Raw genomic sequence first — 19,460 nt, forward strand, 5'->3', positions numbered from 1 at the left:
CAACCCCAAACCATTCATCTGGACAGCCAGTGCTTCGGACATCCTGGCCAAGGTCACCAGAGCCAAGGCTGCATTGGCTGCGATCTCACGATAAGTACAGAACAGAGGCGCGCACCACACTAGGACGTGCGGTGCGCTCTCTGAAAGACCCCGGCAACCCCGCGCGCACCTACGAGGCCGACGACCAAGCGAAGGATATGACCGGGTACGTGCCCAATGGCGACGTGCACGCCAATTCGGGTATTCCCAACCATGCGTTCTATCTGGCCGCGCGCGCGCTCGGCGGCCATTCATGGGAGCGCGCGGGCCGCATCTGGTACGAAGCCTTGCACAATATCGGCGCACGCGCGGGTTTCACCGACGCCGCGGCGGCCACGACCGCGGCGGCCGCCACCTTGTTCGGCGACACATCCGCCGAACGCCGAGCGGTAGCGGCGGCTTGGCGCAAAGTCAAAGTCCTCACTTAAACGACAATTCCGCAATGTTATGCGCCGTCCTGGACGGCGTTTGCTATCCTCGGACTTGCACCAGCGGTGCAACTGAGGGAGCACAAACGCATGCGCTGCGTTTCCTGCATGACAGCCAACCCCGTCGGAAACCGGTTCTGCGAGAGCTGCGGTGGGCAGCTGCATTTGACCTGCTCGGCCTGCGGGCACGAGGCCAGCCTCACGGCGCGCTACTGCGGCAATTGCGGCCACTCCCTCTTGTCTGCCGCCGCTGCGGGCACCGCTGTGGAGCGCAGTCCCAAATGGGGCGAGCTGAAGCAGGCCACTGTACTGTTCGCCGACGTGGTCGGTTCGACGGAGCTCGTCGCAAACCTCGACCCTGAGCAAGCCATGGGTCGGCTGCGGCCGGCAGTTCTGCGCATGCGCCACTCCATCGAACGTTTCGGCGGCACCGTGGTGCGGACCCTGGGCGACGGCGTCATGGCGTTGTTCGGCGTCCCACGCACCCTGGAAGGACACGCGCTACTCGCTTGCCAGGCCGCGCTGCATATGCAGCACGTCTTCAGCCAGGGGCTGGCCGGACTGTCGATCCGTGTCGGACTGCACTCCGGCCAGGTTGCGTCGGACCCCGAGGATGCGGCGGATGGACATGGCGGCGGTGCGCACGGGCTCACCATCCATTTGGCCAGCCGGGTGATCGCCCTAGCGGAGCCCGGCGGCATCTGCCTGACGGAAGCCTGCCGTGCGGCGGCCGGCTCGACATGCAAAGTGCACTCGATCGGCGCCCACAGGCTGAAGGGCATTCCACAGGCGGTGGAGATTCTGCAACTCGCCGGGGTGGGGGCTGAGTCCCGGGCCGGGGCATCTCCGCCCTTGCAGCAGACCACCTTCCGCGGGCGCACCGATGAACTCGAGTTTCTGAGTCGCGCGCTTCAGCGTCTGCAGGCTGGAACCGCACAGGTCGTCGGCGTGACAGGCGAGCCTGGAACCGGCAAGAGCCGGCTGTGCCATGAGTTTGCGCAGGCGTGCCGCAATCGCGGTACCCCCGTCTACGAGGTGCGGGCGCAGCCCTACGGCCATGCGCTGCCGATGCAGCCAGTCCTGGAGCTGTTCCGCACTTACTTCTTTTGCATCGTGGCTAGCGACGATGGCGCAACGGCGCGCGCGCGCATTTCGGCGCGCCTGGAGCCGTTGCAGCCGACAGCGGCGGACCTGGAGCTTCTTTTCGAGTTCTTCGGAGTGGCGCCGCCGGGCGCACCGCCAATTGCGCTCGGCCCGCGCGCACGCCAGGCCCGGCTGCTCGCGCGGCTGAAGGAGCTCATACGCGCGGATGGCGATACGGAACGCCTGATCCTGATCGAGGACATGCATTGGCTGGACGAGGGCAGCGAGGAGTTCGTAGGCGCCATCCTGGAGGCGGTGGTCGGCACGCGAACTCTGCTACTGCTCAACTACCGCACATCTTACCGTTGCCCGTGGCTGAACGTTCCGTACTTCACGCAGCTGCAGCTCAGCGAATTACCCACGGCGGCCATGGATGCCATCGTTGCCGAGCTACTCGCCCCGCTGAGCGCGCTGCCGGACATCTGCCGCCTGATCTGCGAACGCAGCGCCGGCAATCCGTTCTTCGCCGAAGAGCTGGTGCGCACTTTGGCCGACAGCAAACTGCTGTCCCCGGAAACGGGTTTGCCGGTTGGCGGCGTGGAGGCAGTGGAGCGGGCTCTGCCCGCGACGCTGCAAGCTGTCATCGGCGCGCGCCTCGACTCGCTCGGCGAGCCGGAAAAAACGCTTGTGCAGATGTGCGCGATCATTGGCAAGGACATTCCGCTCGCAGTGCTCGAGCACGTGGCCAGTCGGCTGGCCAGCCAGATCGAGCGCGGGCTGGAGGGGCTGTGCCACGCCGGACTGATCCTGCCGCAAACCGCGCGCGGCGGCCGCCGCTTTGCATTTCGGCACCCTTTGATCCAGGAAGTAGCGTACGGCGCCCAGCTCAAGGTGCGGCGAGGCCAAGTGCATGCGACCGTCGCCGCGGCGATGGAGCTGTACTACGTCGAGCAACTCGACGAGTACGCCAGCTTGGTCGCTTACCACCACGAGCAGGCCGGCCAGCATCTCTCGGCGGCGCGCTTCATGGCACGCGGCGCGCTGTGGATGGCCTCGGCAAGTTCGGCGCGCGGCATCCGTGCTTGGCGCAAGGTGCGCTCGCTGTTGGAGCAGTGCCCCCGCTCGTCAGAGGTGGATCGGTTGCGCGCGTTCGCCGCCGGCAAGATCTGCTATCTCGGCTGGCGCGAAGGCCTGGAGCGCGGTGAGCTGGAACATCTCATCACCGACGCGATCAGTCTCGCCGCCGACACGGACAGCGGACTGATCCAGTTGCTGCTGTTCGCCCGCGGGCGCTTGATCCAGTCCAGCGGCGGCGCCGCCGACAACTATGTTGAGAACGTGCAACGTGCACTGGGCATGGCGAGCGCGCAGGAGAGCCCCGGGCGAATGGCGACGCTGCAGCTCGCGCTCAGCCATGCCTATGCTTGGGCCGGGATGCTCAAGGAGGCTCTTCAGGCCAGCGACGCGGCGCTCGCAGGGCTGGGTCGCATCGATTTGGTGGATCGAGAATTCATCGGTTTCTCCGTGGAGCAATGGGCCTACGGCATCCGCTTGCGACTGCTGAACAGGATGGGGCGGCTGCAGGAAGCGCGCGAGTGCCTGGTCAGTCTCTCGGAGCACGTTTCCAGCGTGGCGGACCCCGTGATGCGCCAGCTGGTGCACTACGCGTATCTGGACTACGCGTGGCTCAGCAGAGATCGGGAGCTGGCCCGGCATCACGGCGAACTCGTGCTGCGCATCCCTGAGGAGGACGCGAGTCCCTACTGCAGAGTGCTGGCGCACAGCGGCCGCGCGATCGCGCTGCAGGTCGAGGGCGACTTGCGCGCGGCAAAGCTCAGTTTCCACGAGGCCTTGCAGACCGTGCGGCAAGGCCGGGTGGGGCTGGATTTTGAGCCGGAATTCCTTGCTGGGATTGCCGAGTGCGAGCTGGACCTGGGAGAACTGGAAGCAACCGTCGCAATGGCGAGAGAGGCGATTCGCGCGGCTCGCGAGCGGACGAACCGCGTCACGGAATGCCGGGCGATGCTCACGTTGGCTGCGGCGTTGGCGGCGTGCGGCGGCGAAGAGGGGCGCCGGGAAGCAGCGTCTCTGTTGGAGGACGCGCAAGTGCTGCTCGCGCTGACTGGCGCCCAGGCGTTTCACCCAGCCCTGTTGCGCGCGCGCGAGGCCATCGCCCAGGCCGCGGCGCCGGACACCGCGTCAACCGCGGTGGACGAGTAGGGTGAACTCGTTCAGCCCATAGCCGGCGATCAGTTCGCACCGGCCGCCGAGCGTTTCCTCGCAGAAGGCGACCCAGGGCTGGGGATCTGTGCGGTACAGCTGCGGTGCCTGAGGGAGGTGGGTGGGCTCCGGTGTGAGGAGATTGAACGCGAAGCCGTACCGTGACGTCCGGGCGAGCACCGCCAAGCTGCGCCGGACCAGTGCCTCCCATTGCGGGCGAGCCGCGTCCAGCTTCACATTGAAGGTGCCACTGGCAACGCAGTAGTCGGCAATGCGCGGGCTGTGCCGGCTGACGCGAAAGCGCGCCTCGGGGTATGCCCGCCAGAGACGCCGCGCGGCCTCGATCATGGGCTTGGCCAAATCGATGCCGAGATAGTCGACGCTGGCAGGCCGCGCCTGCCAGAGGTAGCCGAAGAGAGCTCCATAGCCGCAGCCCAGGTCGTTCAGGCTGAATCGGCGTTGCCGCCGGCAGACCAGAAGCAGCTTGCGGAAGCGCAACTCCTGGGTGGCGGCCGACGACCAGTCCACGCCAGCCGGCGTCGCGCCCTCGCGCGTGACGAGCGCCCCGTAGTAGCTGGCGACCGCTGCGTGCAGGGCGGCGTCTTCAGCTACCAGACTTTTTGGCCTTGGTGGTCTTCTTGGTCGCAGGCTTGCGGCTGGAAACCGCGCTCTTGCCCTGCTGTCCGCGCGCGGCAGCCCGTGCCGCTCTCGCCTCGTTCGCCGCCTGCACCGACTGCATCGGCAGCGAGATGGCCAAGTAGTCCTGCTCCAGGTAGTGCAGGGCGCGATGGCCGTGCGTGACCTTCACCTGGGCGTTCTCCTCTGCACCGCGCATGTCGTGCGAGGTGAAGTACACCGGCAAGGGCTTTTTCGCCGCAAGGTTCTTGGCGATCGCATCCACAATCGCCTCGTCGCCGTTCTTGCCCTTCACGTTCGAGGGGTGCTTGGCCAGCGCGCCGAGCAGATTCAGCCAGCGGTTGCGGATCTCGTTGTTGCGCGCACCGATGTTTAGTGCGCTCACACTGGTACGGAACGTCCGGCCCGCCTTGAAAATCTTGAATTCCTTCTGGAGTTCGGCCATCTCCTCGACGCCGCCGTAATGGGCCTCGCTGCCCTGGGACGGCGCGAACCGGAGGTTCAATTCCTCCAGCATGCTGCCGATGTAGATGTCGTGCTCCTGCATGAACCAGCCCATAGCGTTAATCCTTGTGGACAAAGTGTGGCGAAGTGTAAGCGCGCGCGCCGAAGGGCGCAATCGCCCACGCACCCGCCTCTGAACGCCCGAGATAGGCGTCTGTACGTCGCTCGCGGTGCTTGGAAGGCCTTCGCACCCGATGCTCGCTCATGCAAACCTTTGAAGGACGCAAGTTGCTGATCGAGCGCATTGCCGTGATGGGGCTGATGCCGGCGGCCGAGGCCGCCGGCATCAGCTCGCGCGCCGCCCGCAAGTGGCGAGATCGCTTGGAGAACGAAGGTGTTGATGGACTGATGGACCGCAGCTCGCGCCCGGCCAAAACGCGCAGTTGCGTCGAGCCCGAGCTGCCGGGGCTGTCTGAATTTTCGTGTTTGAGGCGCTGAGACTTGTCCACGGCGGCGGGCGTCGCTTGCGACGAACGACCGACGCGGTGGGCAAGTCGCTCGTACATCTTAAGCTGTCGTCCTTGTGAATCGATCTTCATAGAGGATCGCAAACTGATTCATCGCCTCCTTCCAGTTATGTGCAGCGCGGCCCCACTCGGCCGTTATGTTTCGCAGGGCCAGCCAAATCAGCTTGCTGGCCGCGTCGTCGCTGGGGAAGTGGCCCCGCGACTTGATGATCTTGCGCAGGCGCGCATTGATGCTCTCGATGGCGTTTGTCGTGTAGATCACCCGCCTGATCTGTGGCGGGAACGCGAAGAACGGAATCACATGGCTCCATGCTCTGCGCCAAGCGGCCACCACGGTGGGGAACTTCTGGCCCCAGGGGCCTTGCTCGAACGCATCGAGTTCGCCTTGCGCCGCCTCGGCATTGGCGGCCGTGTAGATCGGCTTGATCGCCGCAGCCAGCACCTTGCGGTCCTTCCAGCTCGCGTAGTCCAGCGAGTTGCGAATCAGGTGCACGATGCACGTCTGCAGTGTCGTGGCCGGGAACACCGCTGCGAGCGCCTCAGGCATGCCCTTCAAGCCATCAGTGACCGCAATCAGGATGTCACCCACGCCGCGGGTCTTCAGCTCGTTGAACACCTTCATCCAGAACTTGGCGCCTTCGCTGCCCTCGATCCACAAGCCCAGGATGTCGCGCGTGCCATCGGGCAACACGCCCAGGGCCAGGTAGATGGCCTTGTTGCGAACCACCGCGTCTTCCTTGATCTTCACGCGCAGGGCGTCGAAGAACACCACCGGGTACATCGGCTCCAGGGGCCTGGCCTGCCAGGCGGTGACTTCGGCCATCACCGCCTCGGTGACGCTGCTGATGAATTCAGCCGACACATCGGTGCCGTAGGTCTCGCGCAGGAACCCCTGGATCTCGCGCATGGTCATGCCCCGCGCGTACAGGGCGATGATGGTTTCGTCAAAGCCGGTGAAGCGCCGCTCGTGCTTGGGGATGAGGATCGGCGCGAAGCTGCCATCGCGATCGCGCGGCACTTCGATGCGCACCGGGCCTTCACCGGTCTGCACAGTCTTGGCGCTCTTGCCGTTGCGCTGGTTGGCAGCCGGCTCGGGCTTGGCCGCGCCCGCCGGGTAGCCCCGGTGGTGGCCCAGCTCGGCGCCCATAGCGCGTTCGATGAGCGCCTTCTTGAATGCCAGCGAGGCCGCGTTCACCGCCTCCCCGGTCATCGGGCCGGTGACGAATTGGTCAATCAGTTCGTTGGGTATCTTCGGCAGCGCCGCACTCCGAGCTGCGATGGCCGCGTTCTTCAACTTCGTTCTGCTTGGCATAAATGATCCTGTCGGTCATGGTTATGCCTCAAACACAGAATTCAGGACAGGCTCGAGCTGCCTCGCGAATCGAGCAGCTTCGCAGGCGCCGCATGCCGATGCGCCGCATCGCTGCCGTGGTCGCGCAGCGTCTCCACCATCAGCCGGCTACTGACTGGCCTGGGCTTGTCCAGCCTCAAGGCGCTCGATCCCAAGCCGGCCTTGGTGCGCTACGAGCGAGACGCGCCAAGCGAGTTGCTGCACATGGACACCAAGAAGCTCGGGCGCATCGAGCGCGAAGGCCATCGCGTCAACGGCGATCGCACCACGCGCGTGCGGGGTGCCGGCTGGGAGTTCGCCCACGTGGCCATCGACGATCATTCGCGCGTGGGCTTCGTGCAGATGCATCCGGACGAGAAGAAGCTCTCGGCCGTGGAGTTCCTCAAAGCCGCCGTGGCGCACTACCAGGCGCTGGCGTGACCATCAAGCGCCTGATCACTGACAACGGCCCGGCCTACCGCTCCCAGCTGTTCGCGCGCACCTGCCAAGCCCTGGGCATCAAGCACACCTTCACCAGGCGTACAGGCCACAGACCAACGGCAAGGCCGAGCGCTTCATCCAGACGTGCTTGCGCGAGTGGGCCTACGGGCGCGTGTGGTCTCACAGCACCGAACGAACCAGCTGGCTGCCAGCCTTCCTGGCCTATTACAACGCCCGCCGCCCTCACTCGGCCCGGGGCTATCAGCCTCCAGCTTCCCGCCTCTGCGGGAACAACCTATTGCAACTCAACACAAGGGGTAGGTCGCGACGGTGCTCATGGATTCTCCTCAATGCCGGTTTTAACAGGCAAGAAAAAGGGGAGCGCCGCGCAGCCAAGCTGCGGATGGCGCTCCCCTGAGAAGGAGGTTCTACGTACGCGACCTGCTCGCGGAAAGCTCAGTCTTTTCTTGCCTCCAGCACGCCGCGCCGCATCTGATCGAGCTCGATGCTTTCGAACAAGGCCTTGAAGTTGCCTTCGCCGAAACCGTCGTCGCCCTTGCGCTGGATGAACTCGAAGAAGATCGGCCCCAGCTGGTTCTCGCTGAAGATCTGCAGCAGCAGCGCGCCCTTCTTGCCGTCCACCAGGATCTGCCGCTTGTGCAGCTGCGCCACGTCTTCGCCGTGGCCCGGAATGCGCTTGTCGATCAGCTCGTAGTAGGTGTCGATCGTGTTCAGCAGATTGACGCCGGCGCCGCGCAACTGGTCCACTGTGGCGTGGAGGTCGGTCGAACCCAGCGCAATGTGCTGGATGCCCTCGCCGTGGTACATGTCCAGGTACTCCTGGATCTGGCCGGCCTTGTCGTTGCCTTCCTCGTTGATCGGGATGCGGATCCCGCCGCACGGGCTGGTCATGGCCTTGCTCTTGACGCCGGTGACCTGGCCTTCGATGTCGAAGTAGCGGATCTCGCGGAAGTTGAACAGGCGTTCGTAGAAATCCGCCCATTCCTTCATGCGGCCGCGGTGCACGTTGTGCGTGAGGTGGTCGATGTACCCGAGGCCAAAGCCGGCCGGATTGAGTGCCTCCTGCGCGCCCACGCCGGGCAAGGCCTCGAAGTCCACGTCATAGAAGCCGATGTTGCCGATGTCGCCCTCCGCGGCGCCGTTCTTGCCGCGCCAGCGGTCCACCAGATAGATCAGGCTGTCGCCGATGCCCTTGATCGCGGGGATGTTCAGCTCGCCCGGGCCGGCCTGCCCGGCATAGCCCCAGGCGCCCAGCGAGATCGCGCGTTCATAGGCGGCCTTGGCGTCCTGCACGCGAAAGGCAATGGCGCAGATGCTGGGGCCGTGCAGCCGCGCGAAGCGCTGCGCAAACGAATCCGGCTCCGCGTTGACGATGAAGTTGATGCCGCCCTGCCGGTACAGCACGACGTTCTTGTGGCGGTGCCGCGCGATGGCGCGAAACCCCATCTGTTCGAACACTTTGCCCATGGCTTTGGGATCGGGTGCGGCGTATTCGATGAATTCAAAGCCGTCCGTGCCCATGGGGTTGTCCCAGGCGGAGGCGGTGGCGGTGGCTTGTTGGGGCAGCGGTGCGTTCAAGGAGGTCTCCTGGCGAATCCGGCCTGGATGATAGAACCGAGAGTGCACAGTTTTGCGCTGTTTTCAGGCTCGCTTTCTTGATCGTTTGCATTAAAGTTGCGCCATGGAAGTGAAGCAAGCACTCGACAAGCTCGACAAGGGCATCCTGCGCCGCCTGCAGGAGAACGGCCGGGAAACCTATGACGTGATCGGCGAGCAGGTCGGTTTGTCGCCCAGCGCGGTGCTGCGGCGCGTGAAGCGGCTGGAGGAAGCCGGCGTCATCGACCGCTACGTCGCCTTGGTCAAGCCGGAATCGGTGGGGCTGGGCCTCACCGCCTACCTCAACGTGCGGCTGGAGAAGAACACCGAGGCGCACAAGCGCAATCCCATGGACCTGTTCCGCTCGGCGGTACAGACCTGGCCGGAGGTGGTGGAGTGTGCGGCGCTCACCGGCGAGATGGACTACCTGCTGCGGGTGGTGGTGCAGGACATGCGGCACTACAGCCGCTTCATCATGGACACCCTGCTCAAGCACCCCAGCGTGCACGACTGCAAGACCAGCTTCGTGCTGGACCGGGTGAAGGCCACCACCGCCGTGCCGGTGTGAGGCGGCGGCACGGCTGTTAGGTAGAACTACTCGCGGGGCGTGCGGTTCATGGAGTAATCGGGGAAAACCCTTATATTGGGGTGATGTCCTCGTTCAGCGTTCCCATCCGCTCTCTCGGTCCACGGCACCGCGGTCGCATCGAATGGCACCTGCTGGCGCTGGATTCGCAGGACCGCTACCTGCGCTTCGGCTACCCGGCCAACGACGACCAGATCCGCCGGTACGTGGCCAGGCTCAATTTTTCCCGCGACGACATCTTCGGCATCTACAACCGCAATCTGGAAATGATCGCCATGGCGCATCTTGCCGTTGCGGACGGAGGGGGCGCGCCGTCCGGCGCGGAGTTCGGGGTTTCGGTGCTGAAGAAGGCGCGGGGACGGGGCTACGGCGCCCGGCTGTTCGAACGTGCCGTGGTGCACGCGCGCAACCTGGGCGTTGAAACACTGTTCATCCACGCGCTCACCGAGAACACGGCCATGCTGAAGATCGCACGCAATGCAGGCGCGACCCTGGAGCGCGCCGGCAGCGAAACCGACGCCTACCTGCGCATGCCGCCCGCCACGCTGGACAGCCACGTGAGCGAGATGGTGGAGGAGCGGTTCGCTCGGACCAACTACGGCCTGAAGCTGCAGGCACGCCACCTGCTGCGCTTCCTGCTGGGCATGCAGGAAATCCGGCAGGGCGTGCGCGAAGCGCGGCACAAGTCGGCGCAGTGAAAATCCACGGATGAACCGGCCGGCTGACGGCCGGCCCCAGCGCGTCATCCTGATCCAGTATCCTACCGGTTCCCTCAATTTCGCCCATCAGGCCGTGTCAGAACCACACCCTGCGCGCCCTTCGCAAGAAAAACAGGACAAGCGCGGCTTCCTGCAAAAAGTCGCCGAGTTCATTCATCCTGGGCCTGATTCCAAGGCCGAACTCATCGAGACACTCGCCGAGGCCGAGGACAACGACGTCATCGGCGCCGAGTCGCGCGTGATGCTCGAGGGCGTGATCCGCCTGGCGGAACTCACCGCCGGCGACGTCATGGTGGCGGCGCCGCGGATGGACCTGATCAACATCGATGCGCCGTACGACGGGCTCCTCAACATCGTCATCGACACCGCGCACTCGCGCTTTCCTGTGTACGAGGGCGACCGCGAGAACATCATCGGCATCCTGCTGGCCAAGGACCTGCTGAAGCTCCAGCGCGCGCCTGCATTGAACCTGCGCGCCCTGCTGCGCCCGCCGTCGTTCGTGCCGGAGACCAAGGGCCTGAACGATCTGCTGCGCGAATTCCGCGGCAACCGCAACCACCTGGCGATCGTCATCGACGAATTCGGGCGCGTGGCCGGCCTCATCACCATCGAGGATGTGCTGGAGCAGATCGTCGGGGAGATCGAGGACGAATTCGACATCGGCGAGGACGCGGGCGACATCTTCGGCTTGGCCGACAGGACCTACCGCGTCAGCGGCGACACCGCCATCGACCGCGTGTCCGAGACCTTCGGCGTGGCGCTGCGCGCCTCCGACGCCGACCAGGAGTTCGACACCATCGGCGGCCTGGTGGCGCACGAGATGGGCCACGTGCCCAAGCGCGGCGAGCACATGACGCTGGCCGGGCTGAACTTCGTGGTGCTGCACACCCGGGGCGGCGCGGTGCGCTGGTTCAAGGTGTCGCCGGCGTCGATGGACGACGGCACTGGCTGATGGTGCGCGCCAATCGCTGGACTCCAGCCGTTGCCGCGTTGCTCGCCGGGCTGGCGCAAGCCGCTTCCATTGGCGCTCCCTGGTACGGCCAGCCGCTTTGGTGGCTGCAACTGGCCTCATTGGGCGTTCTGGCGATCTTGCTGCTGCGCACCTCATCGGTGCGGGCGGCGGTGGCCCTTGGCTGGGTGTTTGGACTGGCCTGGCTGGCGGGAACATTCTGGTGGCTGTTCATCTCCATGCACAGCTATGGCGGCCTGCCGGCGCCCTTTGCGGCGGGTGCCGTGCTGCTGCTGGCCGGTTTCCTCGGCTCCTATTACGCATTTGCCTGTGGCCTGTTTGCCAAGCTGCGCCATCACGGCGGGTTCATCGATGCCTTGCTGTTCGCGGCGCTGTGGCTCGCCGCGGAGCTGATGCGCGTCACCTGGTTCACGGGCTTCCCGTGGGGCGAGGGCGGCTATGCACACGTGGACGGGCCGCTCGCCGTGCTGGCGCCGTACGTCGGGGTGCACGGCATCGGTTTCGTTGCCGCGGTGCTGGCGTATGGCTTGGCTGCGCCCTTTGCCGCGCGGCCGGGTGGCGCGGCGCGCCCCTGGATCGGGCCGGCGGGCGCGCTGCTGCTGCTTGCTGCCTGCGCCTGGCTGCCTTTGCCTTCGGTGGGCTCGGCGCAGCCGGGGCCGCGGCTGTCCGTGGCCCTGCTGCAGGGAAACATTCCCCAGGACGAGAAGTTCCAGGGCGGTTCGGGCATTCCGCAGGCGCTTGGCTGGTACGGACGGCAACTGCTCGACGCCCAGGCAGCACTGGTAGTTGCACCCGAGACCGCGATTCCGCTGCTGCCCCAGCAGCTGCCCGAGGGCTACCTTCAAACCCTGCGGGAACGCTTTGCGCGTGGCGACAGTGCCACCTTGATCGGCATCCCGCTGGGCAATGCGGGCGAGGGCTACAGCAACTCCGTGATCGGCCTGAAGCCGGACGCATCGCCCTACCGCTACGACAAACACCACTTGGTGCCGTTCGGCGAATTCATCCCGCCGCTGTTCCGGTGGTTCACCGAGGCGATGCACATTCCGCTGGGCGACTTCAACCGCGGCGCCGTCGGCCAGGCGTCTTTTGTGTGGCAGGGCCAGCGGCTTGCGCCCAACGTCTGCTACGAAGACCTGTTCGGCGAAGAACTGGGAGCCCGTTTTGCCGACGCCGCGGAAGCGCCCACGATGTTCGTCAACTTGAGCAACATCGGCTGGTTCGGCAACACTGTTGCGATAGACCAACACCTAAATATCAGCCGTATGCGGTCGCTGGAATTCGACAGGGCCATGATCCGTGCTACTAATACAGGCGCTACGGTTGTGATCAACCGCCGTGGACGGGTCACGCATTCGTTGCCGCGCCACACCCGTGGAGTACTGCTCGGCGAGGCGGAAGGCGCGTCCAGCCTCACGTTTTACGCATGGTGGGTGTCACGCCTGGGGCTGTGGCCGCTCTGGCTGCTGGCGCTCGCCCTGCCCGTCATCTGTGTCCTGCGGAGCCGTCGGACGGGGCCTACGGGCCTCGCATGAACAGGGTGTGAATTCAAGGCACAAGATACTGCCGAAGATTCCATACCTACTTAGTTCACGAGTTCTCAACAATACGATTCGTCCGCGTCTCCCACCAAAGAGGAGACCGCGCGGCATTCTGATTGAGCATGGTTTTGAGCACACTGAACAGGAGAAACATCGTTATGAACAAAAAGTTGCTAGCTCTGGCTGCGCTTTCCGCGCTGGCAGGCGGCGCTTCGGCGCAATCCAGCGTCACGCTGTACGGCGTGGTCGACGTCGGCATCGAGCAGACGCGCCTGAGCCCCGGTAGCAATACGCTGCGCCTGAGCAGCGGCATCCAGTCGGGCAGCCGCTGGGGTGTCAAGGGCAAGGAAGATCTGGGTGGCGGCCTGTCCGCTTCGTTCCAGCTGGAAGCCGGTTTCGACGCCACCACCGGTGCGCGCGGCCAAGGTGGCCTGGCATTCGGTCGTCAATCCTGGGTCGGCCTGGACGGCGCCTGGGGCTCCGTGAAGCTCGGTCGCCAGTACGTTCCGTTCTTCCTGGCGCAAGACACCATTGACCCGTTCGGCACCGGCATCATCGGTGACGGCTCGGGCATGTCCGCGGTCTTCCGCCCGTACGGCGTGCGCATGGACAACACCATCAACTACTCCACCCCGAACTTCGGCGGCCTGTCCGCTGAAGTTGCCTATGGCATGGGTGAGATCTCGGGCAGCACGTCGCGTGGCAGCCAGTACGGCTTCGCCGCCTACTACGACAAGTCGCCCGTCACCGCGGTGCTGGCGTACCACAAGCAAAACCTCGTTGGCCAGCCGGGCAACGTGGACGCTGGTGAAGCGCGCAGCTGGCTGGTCGGTGGCGTGTTCGACTTCAAGGCTGCCAAGCTGCATGCCGCCTACGCCGACAACCGCGACGAAACCGCTGGTGGCGCCACCTTCGGCCGCAGCCGCGACTGGATGCTGGGCGTGAGCGCTCCGGTGGGCCCCGTGACCGTGATGGCTTCGTACATCCGCCACAAGGACCGCCAAGTGGGCAATGCCGACGCCGACTTCTGGGGCCTGGGCGCGACCTACGCCCTGTCCAAGCGCACGAACTTCTACGCGTCCTACTCGCGCGTGAACAACGACGCGCTGGGTGCTTCGGGTACCGGCCTGACCGGCGTCGACGCCACCTGGCTGAACGTCGGCATCCGCCACCGCTTCTAAGCTAAGCGGCCAGGGTCTCCGCTTCCGGCTCGGCACGTGCCGGAGCGAGACCCGGCTGGATTCGCAGTAATTCCAGCATGCGCAACGCATGCTGGCCCGGCGGCGACGCCGTGGCATGGTAGGCATAGAGCGGGATCGGGGGCAAGTCCCGCAACTCCAAGGCGACCATGTACTGCGGATCCAGATTCGCTGCCGTCAGGAAATCCACCACCGTCCAGCCCATTCCCCTGCGCACCAGCTCCAGTGCCAGGCGCGAGGTCTGCACTTCGATGGTCGGCTCCACGGTCACGCGCAGCACGCGTGCCAGTTCATTGATGAATTCCCGCATCGGATCGTCGCCTACAAGCCGAATCAACGGCGTGCCGGCAAGAAAGCCCATGGGATCGCGCCGGTTCGCGCGCATGGCGCGTTGCCACGTGTCGCGCGGCATCGCCGCATAGAGCGCACCGTTGGCGAGCTGCGAGCCCGTGAGCTGCGGATGCGGGTGCGGGTAGAAGCCCAGCGCAAAATCCACCGCGCGCGTGAGCAGCGCCTGCGCCATCTGGTCCTGGTGCAGCGTGCGCACTTCCACATGGACCCCGGGATAGCGCTGCGCGTGCTGCTGCAGCACCGCCGGAAGCAGTTCGTCCGAGACCGACGGCAGTGCCGCCATGCGCACACGGCCCTGCGCCACCTGCCGCAGGTTGTGGGCGATCTTGCGCAGGTCTTCCAGCTTGCCGTGAATGGCGGTGGATTCGTCGAACAGCACCATCGCCTCGGGCGTTGGCGCAAGCGCGCCCTTGGCGCGCGTGAACAGCTTGTAGCCAAGCTGCAATTCGGTGTGGGCAATGGTCTTGCTGACCGCGGATGGCGTGATGCACACCAGCCGCGCAGCCGCGCTCATGTTGCCGGTCTGCATGACGGCCTGGAAAACTTCAAGCTGGCGAAGGTTCATAGCCCTGACGTTGTCGAGCGAAAGTACGCAAACAATACACCCGGCTGCTGCCGGACGTGCAAACGGATTCCGTCCGGGAACCGTCGCGGCCGGCGCCTCGCCTTGTGCAGGCGCAGCCGGTCAGTACTCGATGGTCAGTGTGACGGAGGTGGAGTAGACCCCCGCGGGCAATGCGCGGAAGTCCACGGACCGGATTTTCCCGTACAAAACGACAGTCTGGTTGGTGCCGTTGCGGGAGATCCCAAGCGACGTCCCGGGGGCTGCCGTCGGCAGCTGCGACCCCCCGGGGGACGCCAGGCTGAGCGTGAAGGGGAGGCTCCTGCCCGCAGCGGCCATGGCGCGGCCGCTGTCGGAGTAAAGCTGGGGCGCCGAGGTGACTTCGGCGTTGCAGTTCACCCAGAAGCTGCCGCCGGTGTCGCTGATGACGTCCGGCGAGCTCGCCAGTGCCACCACGGTGCCGAACGAGAGCTGCCCTCCCGACGCGACCATGCACTGTGGTGCCGCCGCAGCGGTGCCGGCAAGGCCGATGAGGAAGGCCGCGACGCAGCAATATGTCTTTTTCAAGCGACACTTTCTCGTTGCGCGCGCACTCATTGCGCGGCCCCGCACACCAGGGGCCCGAGGTGCGACTCGGCCGGCAGTGCCGCGTCGACCGCGAGCGGGAGATCGCAGCCCCCGCCGGCGAACCGGACCTGCAGCCGGTTCTCGGCCTGCACGTTCATGAGATACACCTCGCCGCGCGTGGCGACCACGAACTGCTGCGACCCAGGCATGAGCACGACCTGTGCGCCCGAAGGCACCGGCATGCCGTCCGGCCGGCGCAGGGTGACCAGCACGTTGCGCGTGCGATGCACCGGAAAATCCACGCGCATGCCGCTGCGGGCGTAGGGCACGACTTCCTCGCGCACGCCGCCGATCTCCACGTCGAGGGGCAGTTCGTCGGAGTTCACGGTGAGCTGGTTCTTCTGGTAGGGCAGCAGCCCCGTGACCAGCGCCCGGCCGCGGCTGTCGGTGGTCGCCACCACCTGGTTGGAGCGCGACACCGCCACGCCTTCGAGGTCGCCGACCTGCACCACGGCGAACGCGCCCTGGTCGATGCGGCGCGCGCGAACGCCTGGCCTTCCAGCCAGCCCACCGAGCCGTTGGCCGACAGCCGCACGGCGTTGTTGTCCTTGCCGGCGTTCGCTTCGGCGGCGACCTGCACATGGTTGGTGTTCAGGGTGGCCTGGGCGCGCGCGCGCTGGCCGGCGGCATTGCTGGCGCGCACGCTCCAGCCCACCCCAGGCCCGGCCGGCGTCGCCTGCGTGGCCTGCACCGCCGTCGTCGTTGCGCCGTCCACCTGCCGCGTGGTGTTCGCGGCAAGGATCTTGCCGCCTTCCAGCGGCACCACCAGATTGACGCCGGCGCTCCAGCCGCCCGTCACCAGCTCCCGGCTCGCGTAGAGCGACAAGGACGCATTGCCCGGCAGGCGCACGCCCAGCGTCGCACCGGCCAGCGAGAAGCTGTCGGCATTCCAGCTGGTCTGCCGCGTGTAGCTCAGGCCGGCGTTGAAGGTGTCGTTCAGGCGCATGCCGCCGCCGATGCGCAGGCGGTCGCGCGCACGCGCCTCGCGCTCGCCCGCGCCGAACGCGCGGTAGTTATCCGTGGAATGCTCCCAGAGGGCGGACGCGCCGCCGCCTGGCGTCACGCGATCGATGCCGGCCAGCCAGTGCGCGCCGCTGCCGGCGTCGGATTGCGAGACCGCCAAGGCGCCCTGCGCGACCGCGTAGGTGCCCAGCAGCCGGGTAGCATCGGCGCCGATGGCCTGCCGCGCGCGCTGCAGCTCGGCGCGCGCGCCGACGGTGGTCTGCGCATCCAGGCCGTAGCGGTACGTGCCGGAAGCGAACACCGGCCCGTAGTCGTTGCTTTCGGAGCCGAAGTTGCGGCGCAGCGCGCCGGCTTCGAAGGAGAAGTCGGACAGTTCCGGTGCGAGCAGCGCGGCAGCGGTGTAGTAGCTCTGCGACACCACCGTCTCGACGCCGCGCAGGTCGCGGACCACCACGTTGAGATCGCCCGCGCCGTTGACCAGCGGAACGTCGGTCAACGCGAACGGACCCGCCGGCACGCTGGTGCTGGACTGGCGCTGGTTGTTCACCAGCACGTCCACCGTGGAGGGCAGGGCGGCGGAGCCGTTGATGGCGGGCATCGGTGTGGTGATGTAGCCCGGCGCCAGGGAAAAGTCGCGCGCATACCGCACGCCGCCAAAGCGCACCGGGCGGCTCCAGGCGCCCGCGCTGCCGATGGCATCGCCCACCACCAGCGACTCCATGGTGCCCGGCCAGTCCTTGCGCGCGTAGGTTTCGGTGCGCACATGCCGCAGGCCATCGCTGCTGCTGCTGGTGAGCGCGCTGCCGCTGACCAGCGCGCCCAGGTGATTGAAGGCCACCATCTCCACCAGGCCGCCGCGGCTGCTGCTTCCCTCGCCCGCGGTCATGGTGACGTCGTAGTTCAGGTAAACGCCCGGCGACGCCTTGTTCGGAAGATCGCGCTCGGTGCCGGACATGGAAATGCGGGTGCCGTCGAACGCCTCGGGCTGCGCGTCGATCACCAGCTGCAGCTTGCTGCGGTCGATGCGGTAGTGCAGGCCGGTCGCCGCGTCCAGCGCATAGCCGGCCCCGTCGCTGTCGCTGAACACCACGGTGTCGCCGGCCGGGCGCAGCCGGGCGGTTTTCCATGTCGCTGCTGGCAGGATCACCCGCCCGTCGGCAAGACGCTCCACGCGCACGACGTCGGGCAGCACGCTGCCGTTCACCTGCACGTCCAGCAGCAGCGTTTCGGGGCGGCGGCCCGGCGGCGGTGACGGTGGCGGGAGGGCGCTAGGCCGCGCCAGCGCCAGCAGCTCGCGCGCGGGAGCAGGTGCGGCGGGCGGCTGCACAGGCGGCTGGACAGCGGCCAGCGCAACCTGGAGAGGAGCAGGTGCAGCCGAAGGGCGCACCGGCGTCGGCGCCGTAGCCACGGGTGCGGCAACCGGTGCCGCAACGCGTGCGGGCGCCGGCGCGCGCGGCGCCTTCGGCGCGACGGCATCCAGCTGAAGCACCCAGCTGTCGGCCACACGCCGCAGGCGCGGCAACACGTCCTGGTCCACCTGCATCTCCAGGCGGGTGCCCTGTGGCGTGTCGCTCATCGTCATTGTCTGCAGCGGGCCCGAGCCGCCCGCCGGCACCTGCGGCAAGGGATGGCCGAGTGCAACCTGCGAAGCCTCCCACAGCAGGGCGACGCGGTAGGGCGGCGCCTGCGACGTGCCCGACCACATCAGCACCGGTTCGCTGGTGTTGCCGCGCAGCTGCACCTGAACGGCGGAATTGGGTTGCGGCACCAGGCTCACATCCAGCGGAGGCTGCGCGGACCAGGCGGGCGAAAGCACGGCTGCGCCCGCGAGAGCGGCCAAACCGTGCAATGGAAGCCGTGGGGGAGGGCGCATCAGCGAAGGCGAGGCGGCAGCTCCACGGACAGGGCACCGGCGGTGGTTTCGGCAGTGACGGTCACTGCGCCCGCCGAGGCCGGCGGATCGAGCGTCCACTGCTTCCAGCGGTCCGTGAGCACCGTCGCGGGCGAACCGATCTCGCGCTGCCATCCGGTGCCCGTGGCGACCAGCTTCAGCAGCTTGACGCGCTTGCCGCCCTGGTTGTCCAGGCGCACGCAGGCAGGAGCGGCTGCGCAGCGCACCAGTTGTGCATGGTGCTGGGTCTTCTCGCGCGTGCCGACGAAGACCGGCAGGCTGTGGCGGAACTGCAGGCGAACCGCGGCACTGTCGCCGGTACTCGGTGCGGTTTCCGTGGTGACGTCCTCCAGGATCAGCCGGTAGGCGAGTTCCTGCGCCGGCGGTTGCCGGCGCAGTGCCACGCGAAAGATCTGGCTTGCGCCCGGTGCCACATTGGCCACCGGCGGCACCACCAGCAGGTCGGCGCTTTCCGCGTAGCGGTCGGCACCCTCCACCTGTTCCCAGGCCAGCGCCTGGGCCTGAAACGTCATCGGCCTGTCGCTGTTGTTGCTGAGCGTGACGGACGCCACGCGGCGTGCCGCCGACAGCTCCACCAGCACCGGCGCGATCAGCTGGGCGCCGGCCGTGCCGGCGGCCAGGCCGAGCGCCAGGGCCGCGCCCAGCCGCAACAGACTGCGCCGCCAGCCGGCGCGGGAAGCGACAGTCATTGCCAGCCCGCCTGGGTTCAATAGTCGACGTTGACGGTGACCGTCTTTGCGTAGCTGCCGGCGGGCAGCGCCTTGAAGTTCGCCGCGAGGATGCGGCCGTGCAGCGCCACGGTCTGCAGGCTGCCGTTCTGCGTGATGGACAGGGTGTCCGCGCTTAAAGCGGCACTTGCCAGGTCGTTGGAGCCGGTGCAGGCCGACAGGCACAGGTTGAATGCCAGGGTGTGGGTGGCGCCGTCGTCCATCTCGCGCGTCGTGGCCGAGTAGATGGTGGGGCTGAGGCCGGTGCTGCAGGCCACCTGGAAGCCGGAGCCGCTGTTGGCGGCCTTGTTGCCGCTGCTGGCCAGCGCCACCACGGAGCCGAAGTCGATCGCCGCACCGGATGCGGAGATCTCGCAAGCGGCCGTCAGGGTGGTCTGCACATCGACGGAGCCTCCCACGGTGGCGGCGTGCGAGCTGAATGCCATGGAGGCGAGGCCGGCTGCGGCCAGCGCGGAAATAAGAATGCGTTTCGACATGATTTGGTTCCTCCAACGGTTTGAACAACACACCTGCGGGTCGCTGCCCTCGCCGTAACTC

At 66.7% G+C, this 19,460-nt stretch carries 17 protein-coding genes and 2 pseudogenes; 9 read left to right on the forward strand and 10 right to left on the reverse strand.

The window, feature by feature from the left end:
- Positions 1 to 77 precede the first annotated feature (77 nt).
- Both H0U68_RS05655 and H0U68_RS05660 read left to right on the forward strand, forming a co-directional pair.
- Positions 78 to 467: a M4 family metallopeptidase gene (locus H0U68_RS05655; protein WP_296353596.1), complete on the forward strand. Its 390-nt coding sequence runs from the start codon at positions 78 to 80 to the stop codon at positions 465 to 467.
- 108 nt (positions 468 to 575) lie between these two features.
- Complete coding sequence (locus tag H0U68_RS05660; RefSeq protein ID WP_296353522.1) at positions 576 to 3,770, forward strand: adenylate/guanylate cyclase domain-containing protein; 3,195 nt, start codon at positions 576 to 578, stop codon at positions 3,768 to 3,770.
- Here the strand turns inward: H0U68_RS05660 and H0U68_RS05665 are convergent.
- Positions 3,750 to 4,298, reverse strand: coding sequence for a class I SAM-dependent methyltransferase (locus H0U68_RS05665; RefSeq protein ID WP_296353524.1), 549 nt, complete (start codon positions 4,296 to 4,298; stop codon positions 3,750 to 3,752). The two genes, H0U68_RS05660 and H0U68_RS05665, sit on opposite strands and share 21 nt — an antisense overlap.
- Positions 4,299 to 4,374: 76 nt before the next feature.
- A complete protein-coding gene (locus tag H0U68_RS05670; protein WP_296353527.1) occupies positions 4,375 to 4,965 on the reverse strand; it encodes a hypothetical protein in 591 nt (196 codons plus the stop codon).
- Positions 4,966 to 5,114: 149 nt separating this feature from the next.
- On the opposite strand from H0U68_RS05670, the pseudogene H0U68_RS05675 reads away from it, so the two are divergent.
- Positions 5,115 to 5,303: pseudogene (locus tag H0U68_RS05675) on the forward strand (leucine zipper domain-containing protein); the annotation flags it as partial.
- 114 nt (positions 5,304 to 5,417) lie between these two features.
- On the opposite strand, the gene H0U68_RS05680 reads toward H0U68_RS05675, so the two are convergent.
- Positions 5,418 to 6,689, reverse strand: a complete 1,272-nt coding sequence (locus H0U68_RS05680) for an IS256 family transposase (RefSeq protein WP_296353529.1) — start codon at positions 6,687 to 6,689, stop codon at positions 5,418 to 5,420.
- Positions 6,690 to 6,754: 65 nt separating this feature from the next.
- Between H0U68_RS05680 and H0U68_RS05685 the strand changes: the two are divergent.
- Positions 6,755 to 7,461 (forward strand): annotated as a pseudogene (locus H0U68_RS05685) (IS481 family transposase); the annotation flags it as partial.
- A 143-nt stretch (positions 7,462 to 7,604) separates the two neighbouring features.
- On the opposite strand, the gene hppD reads toward H0U68_RS05685, so the two are convergent.
- A complete protein-coding gene (gene hppD / locus H0U68_RS05690) occupies positions 7,605 to 8,690 on the reverse strand; it encodes a 4-hydroxyphenylpyruvate dioxygenase (RefSeq protein WP_296353598.1) in 1,086 nt (361 codons plus the stop codon).
- A gap of 160 nt (positions 8,691 to 8,850) precedes the next feature.
- On the opposite strand from hppD, the gene H0U68_RS05695 reads away from it, so the two are divergent.
- The 5 genes from H0U68_RS05695 to H0U68_RS05715 all read left to right on the forward strand — a co-directional run bounded on the left by H0U68_RS05695 (position 8,851) and on the right by H0U68_RS05715 (position 13,762).
- Positions 8,851 to 9,333: an Lrp/AsnC family transcriptional regulator gene (locus tag H0U68_RS05695; protein WP_296353531.1), complete on the forward strand. Its 483-nt coding sequence runs from the start codon at positions 8,851 to 8,853 to the stop codon at positions 9,331 to 9,333.
- 83 nt (positions 9,334 to 9,416) lie between these two features.
- Positions 9,417 to 10,049, forward strand: a complete 633-nt coding sequence (locus H0U68_RS05700; protein WP_296353533.1) for a GNAT family N-acetyltransferase — start codon at positions 9,417 to 9,419, stop codon at positions 10,047 to 10,049.
- A gap of 94 nt (positions 10,050 to 10,143) precedes the next feature.
- Positions 10,144 to 11,022 (forward strand): transporter associated domain-containing protein, encoded by an 879-nt coding sequence (locus H0U68_RS05705; protein ID WP_296353535.1) that lies wholly within the window; start codon positions 10,144 to 10,146, stop codon positions 11,020 to 11,022.
- Positions 11,022 to 12,575: an apolipoprotein N-acyltransferase gene (gene lnt / locus H0U68_RS05710; RefSeq protein ID WP_296353538.1), complete on the forward strand. Its 1,554-nt coding sequence runs from the start codon at positions 11,022 to 11,024 to the stop codon at positions 12,573 to 12,575. Before H0U68_RS05705 ends, lnt begins: the two co-directional genes overlap by 1 nt.
- A 164-nt stretch (positions 12,576 to 12,739) precedes the next feature.
- Entirely contained in the window at positions 12,740 to 13,762 is a 1,023-nt protein-coding gene (locus tag H0U68_RS05715; protein WP_296353540.1) for a porin, read from the forward strand.
- Between the two features lies 1 nt (position 13,763).
- Here H0U68_RS05715 and H0U68_RS05720 read toward each other — a convergent pair whose 3' ends face one another.
- From H0U68_RS05720 to H0U68_RS05745, 6 genes are all read right to left on the reverse strand, one after another.
- A complete protein-coding gene (locus H0U68_RS05720) occupies positions 13,764 to 14,696 on the reverse strand; it encodes a LysR family transcriptional regulator (RefSeq protein WP_296353542.1) in 933 nt (310 codons plus the stop codon).
- Between the two features lie 120 nt (positions 14,697 to 14,816).
- Positions 14,817 to 15,260, reverse strand: coding sequence for a spore coat protein U domain-containing protein (locus H0U68_RS05725; protein WP_296353544.1), 444 nt, complete (start codon positions 15,258 to 15,260; stop codon positions 14,817 to 14,819).
- A 26-nt stretch (positions 15,261 to 15,286) separates the two neighbouring features.
- A complete protein-coding gene (locus H0U68_RS05730) occupies positions 15,287 to 15,739 on the reverse strand; it encodes a FimD/PapC C-terminal domain-containing protein (RefSeq protein WP_365730810.1) in 453 nt (150 codons plus the stop codon).
- Positions 15,643 to 18,099: a fimbria/pilus outer membrane usher protein gene (locus tag H0U68_RS24355; RefSeq protein ID WP_365730812.1), complete on the reverse strand. Its 2,457-nt coding sequence runs from the start codon at positions 18,097 to 18,099 to the stop codon at positions 15,643 to 15,645. Before H0U68_RS24355 ends, H0U68_RS05730 begins: the two co-directional genes overlap by 97 nt.
- A gap of 56 nt (positions 18,100 to 18,155) precedes the next feature.
- The gene (locus H0U68_RS05740; RefSeq protein WP_296353546.1) at positions 18,156 to 18,884 is read right to left on the reverse strand and encodes a fimbria/pilus periplasmic chaperone; all 729 of its coding nucleotides are present in this window, start codon (positions 18,882 to 18,884) and stop codon (positions 18,156 to 18,158) included.
- A gap of 17 nt (positions 18,885 to 18,901) precedes the next feature.
- Positions 18,902 to 19,399: a spore coat protein U domain-containing protein gene (locus H0U68_RS05745; RefSeq protein ID WP_296353548.1), complete on the reverse strand. Its 498-nt coding sequence runs from the start codon at positions 19,397 to 19,399 to the stop codon at positions 18,902 to 18,904.
- Positions 19,400 to 19,460 lie beyond the last annotated feature (61 nt).

The sequence above is a fragment of the Ramlibacter sp. genome (assembly GCF_013697775.1).
Lineage (GTDB): Bacteria > Pseudomonadota > Gammaproteobacteria > Burkholderiales > Burkholderiaceae_C > Ramlibacter.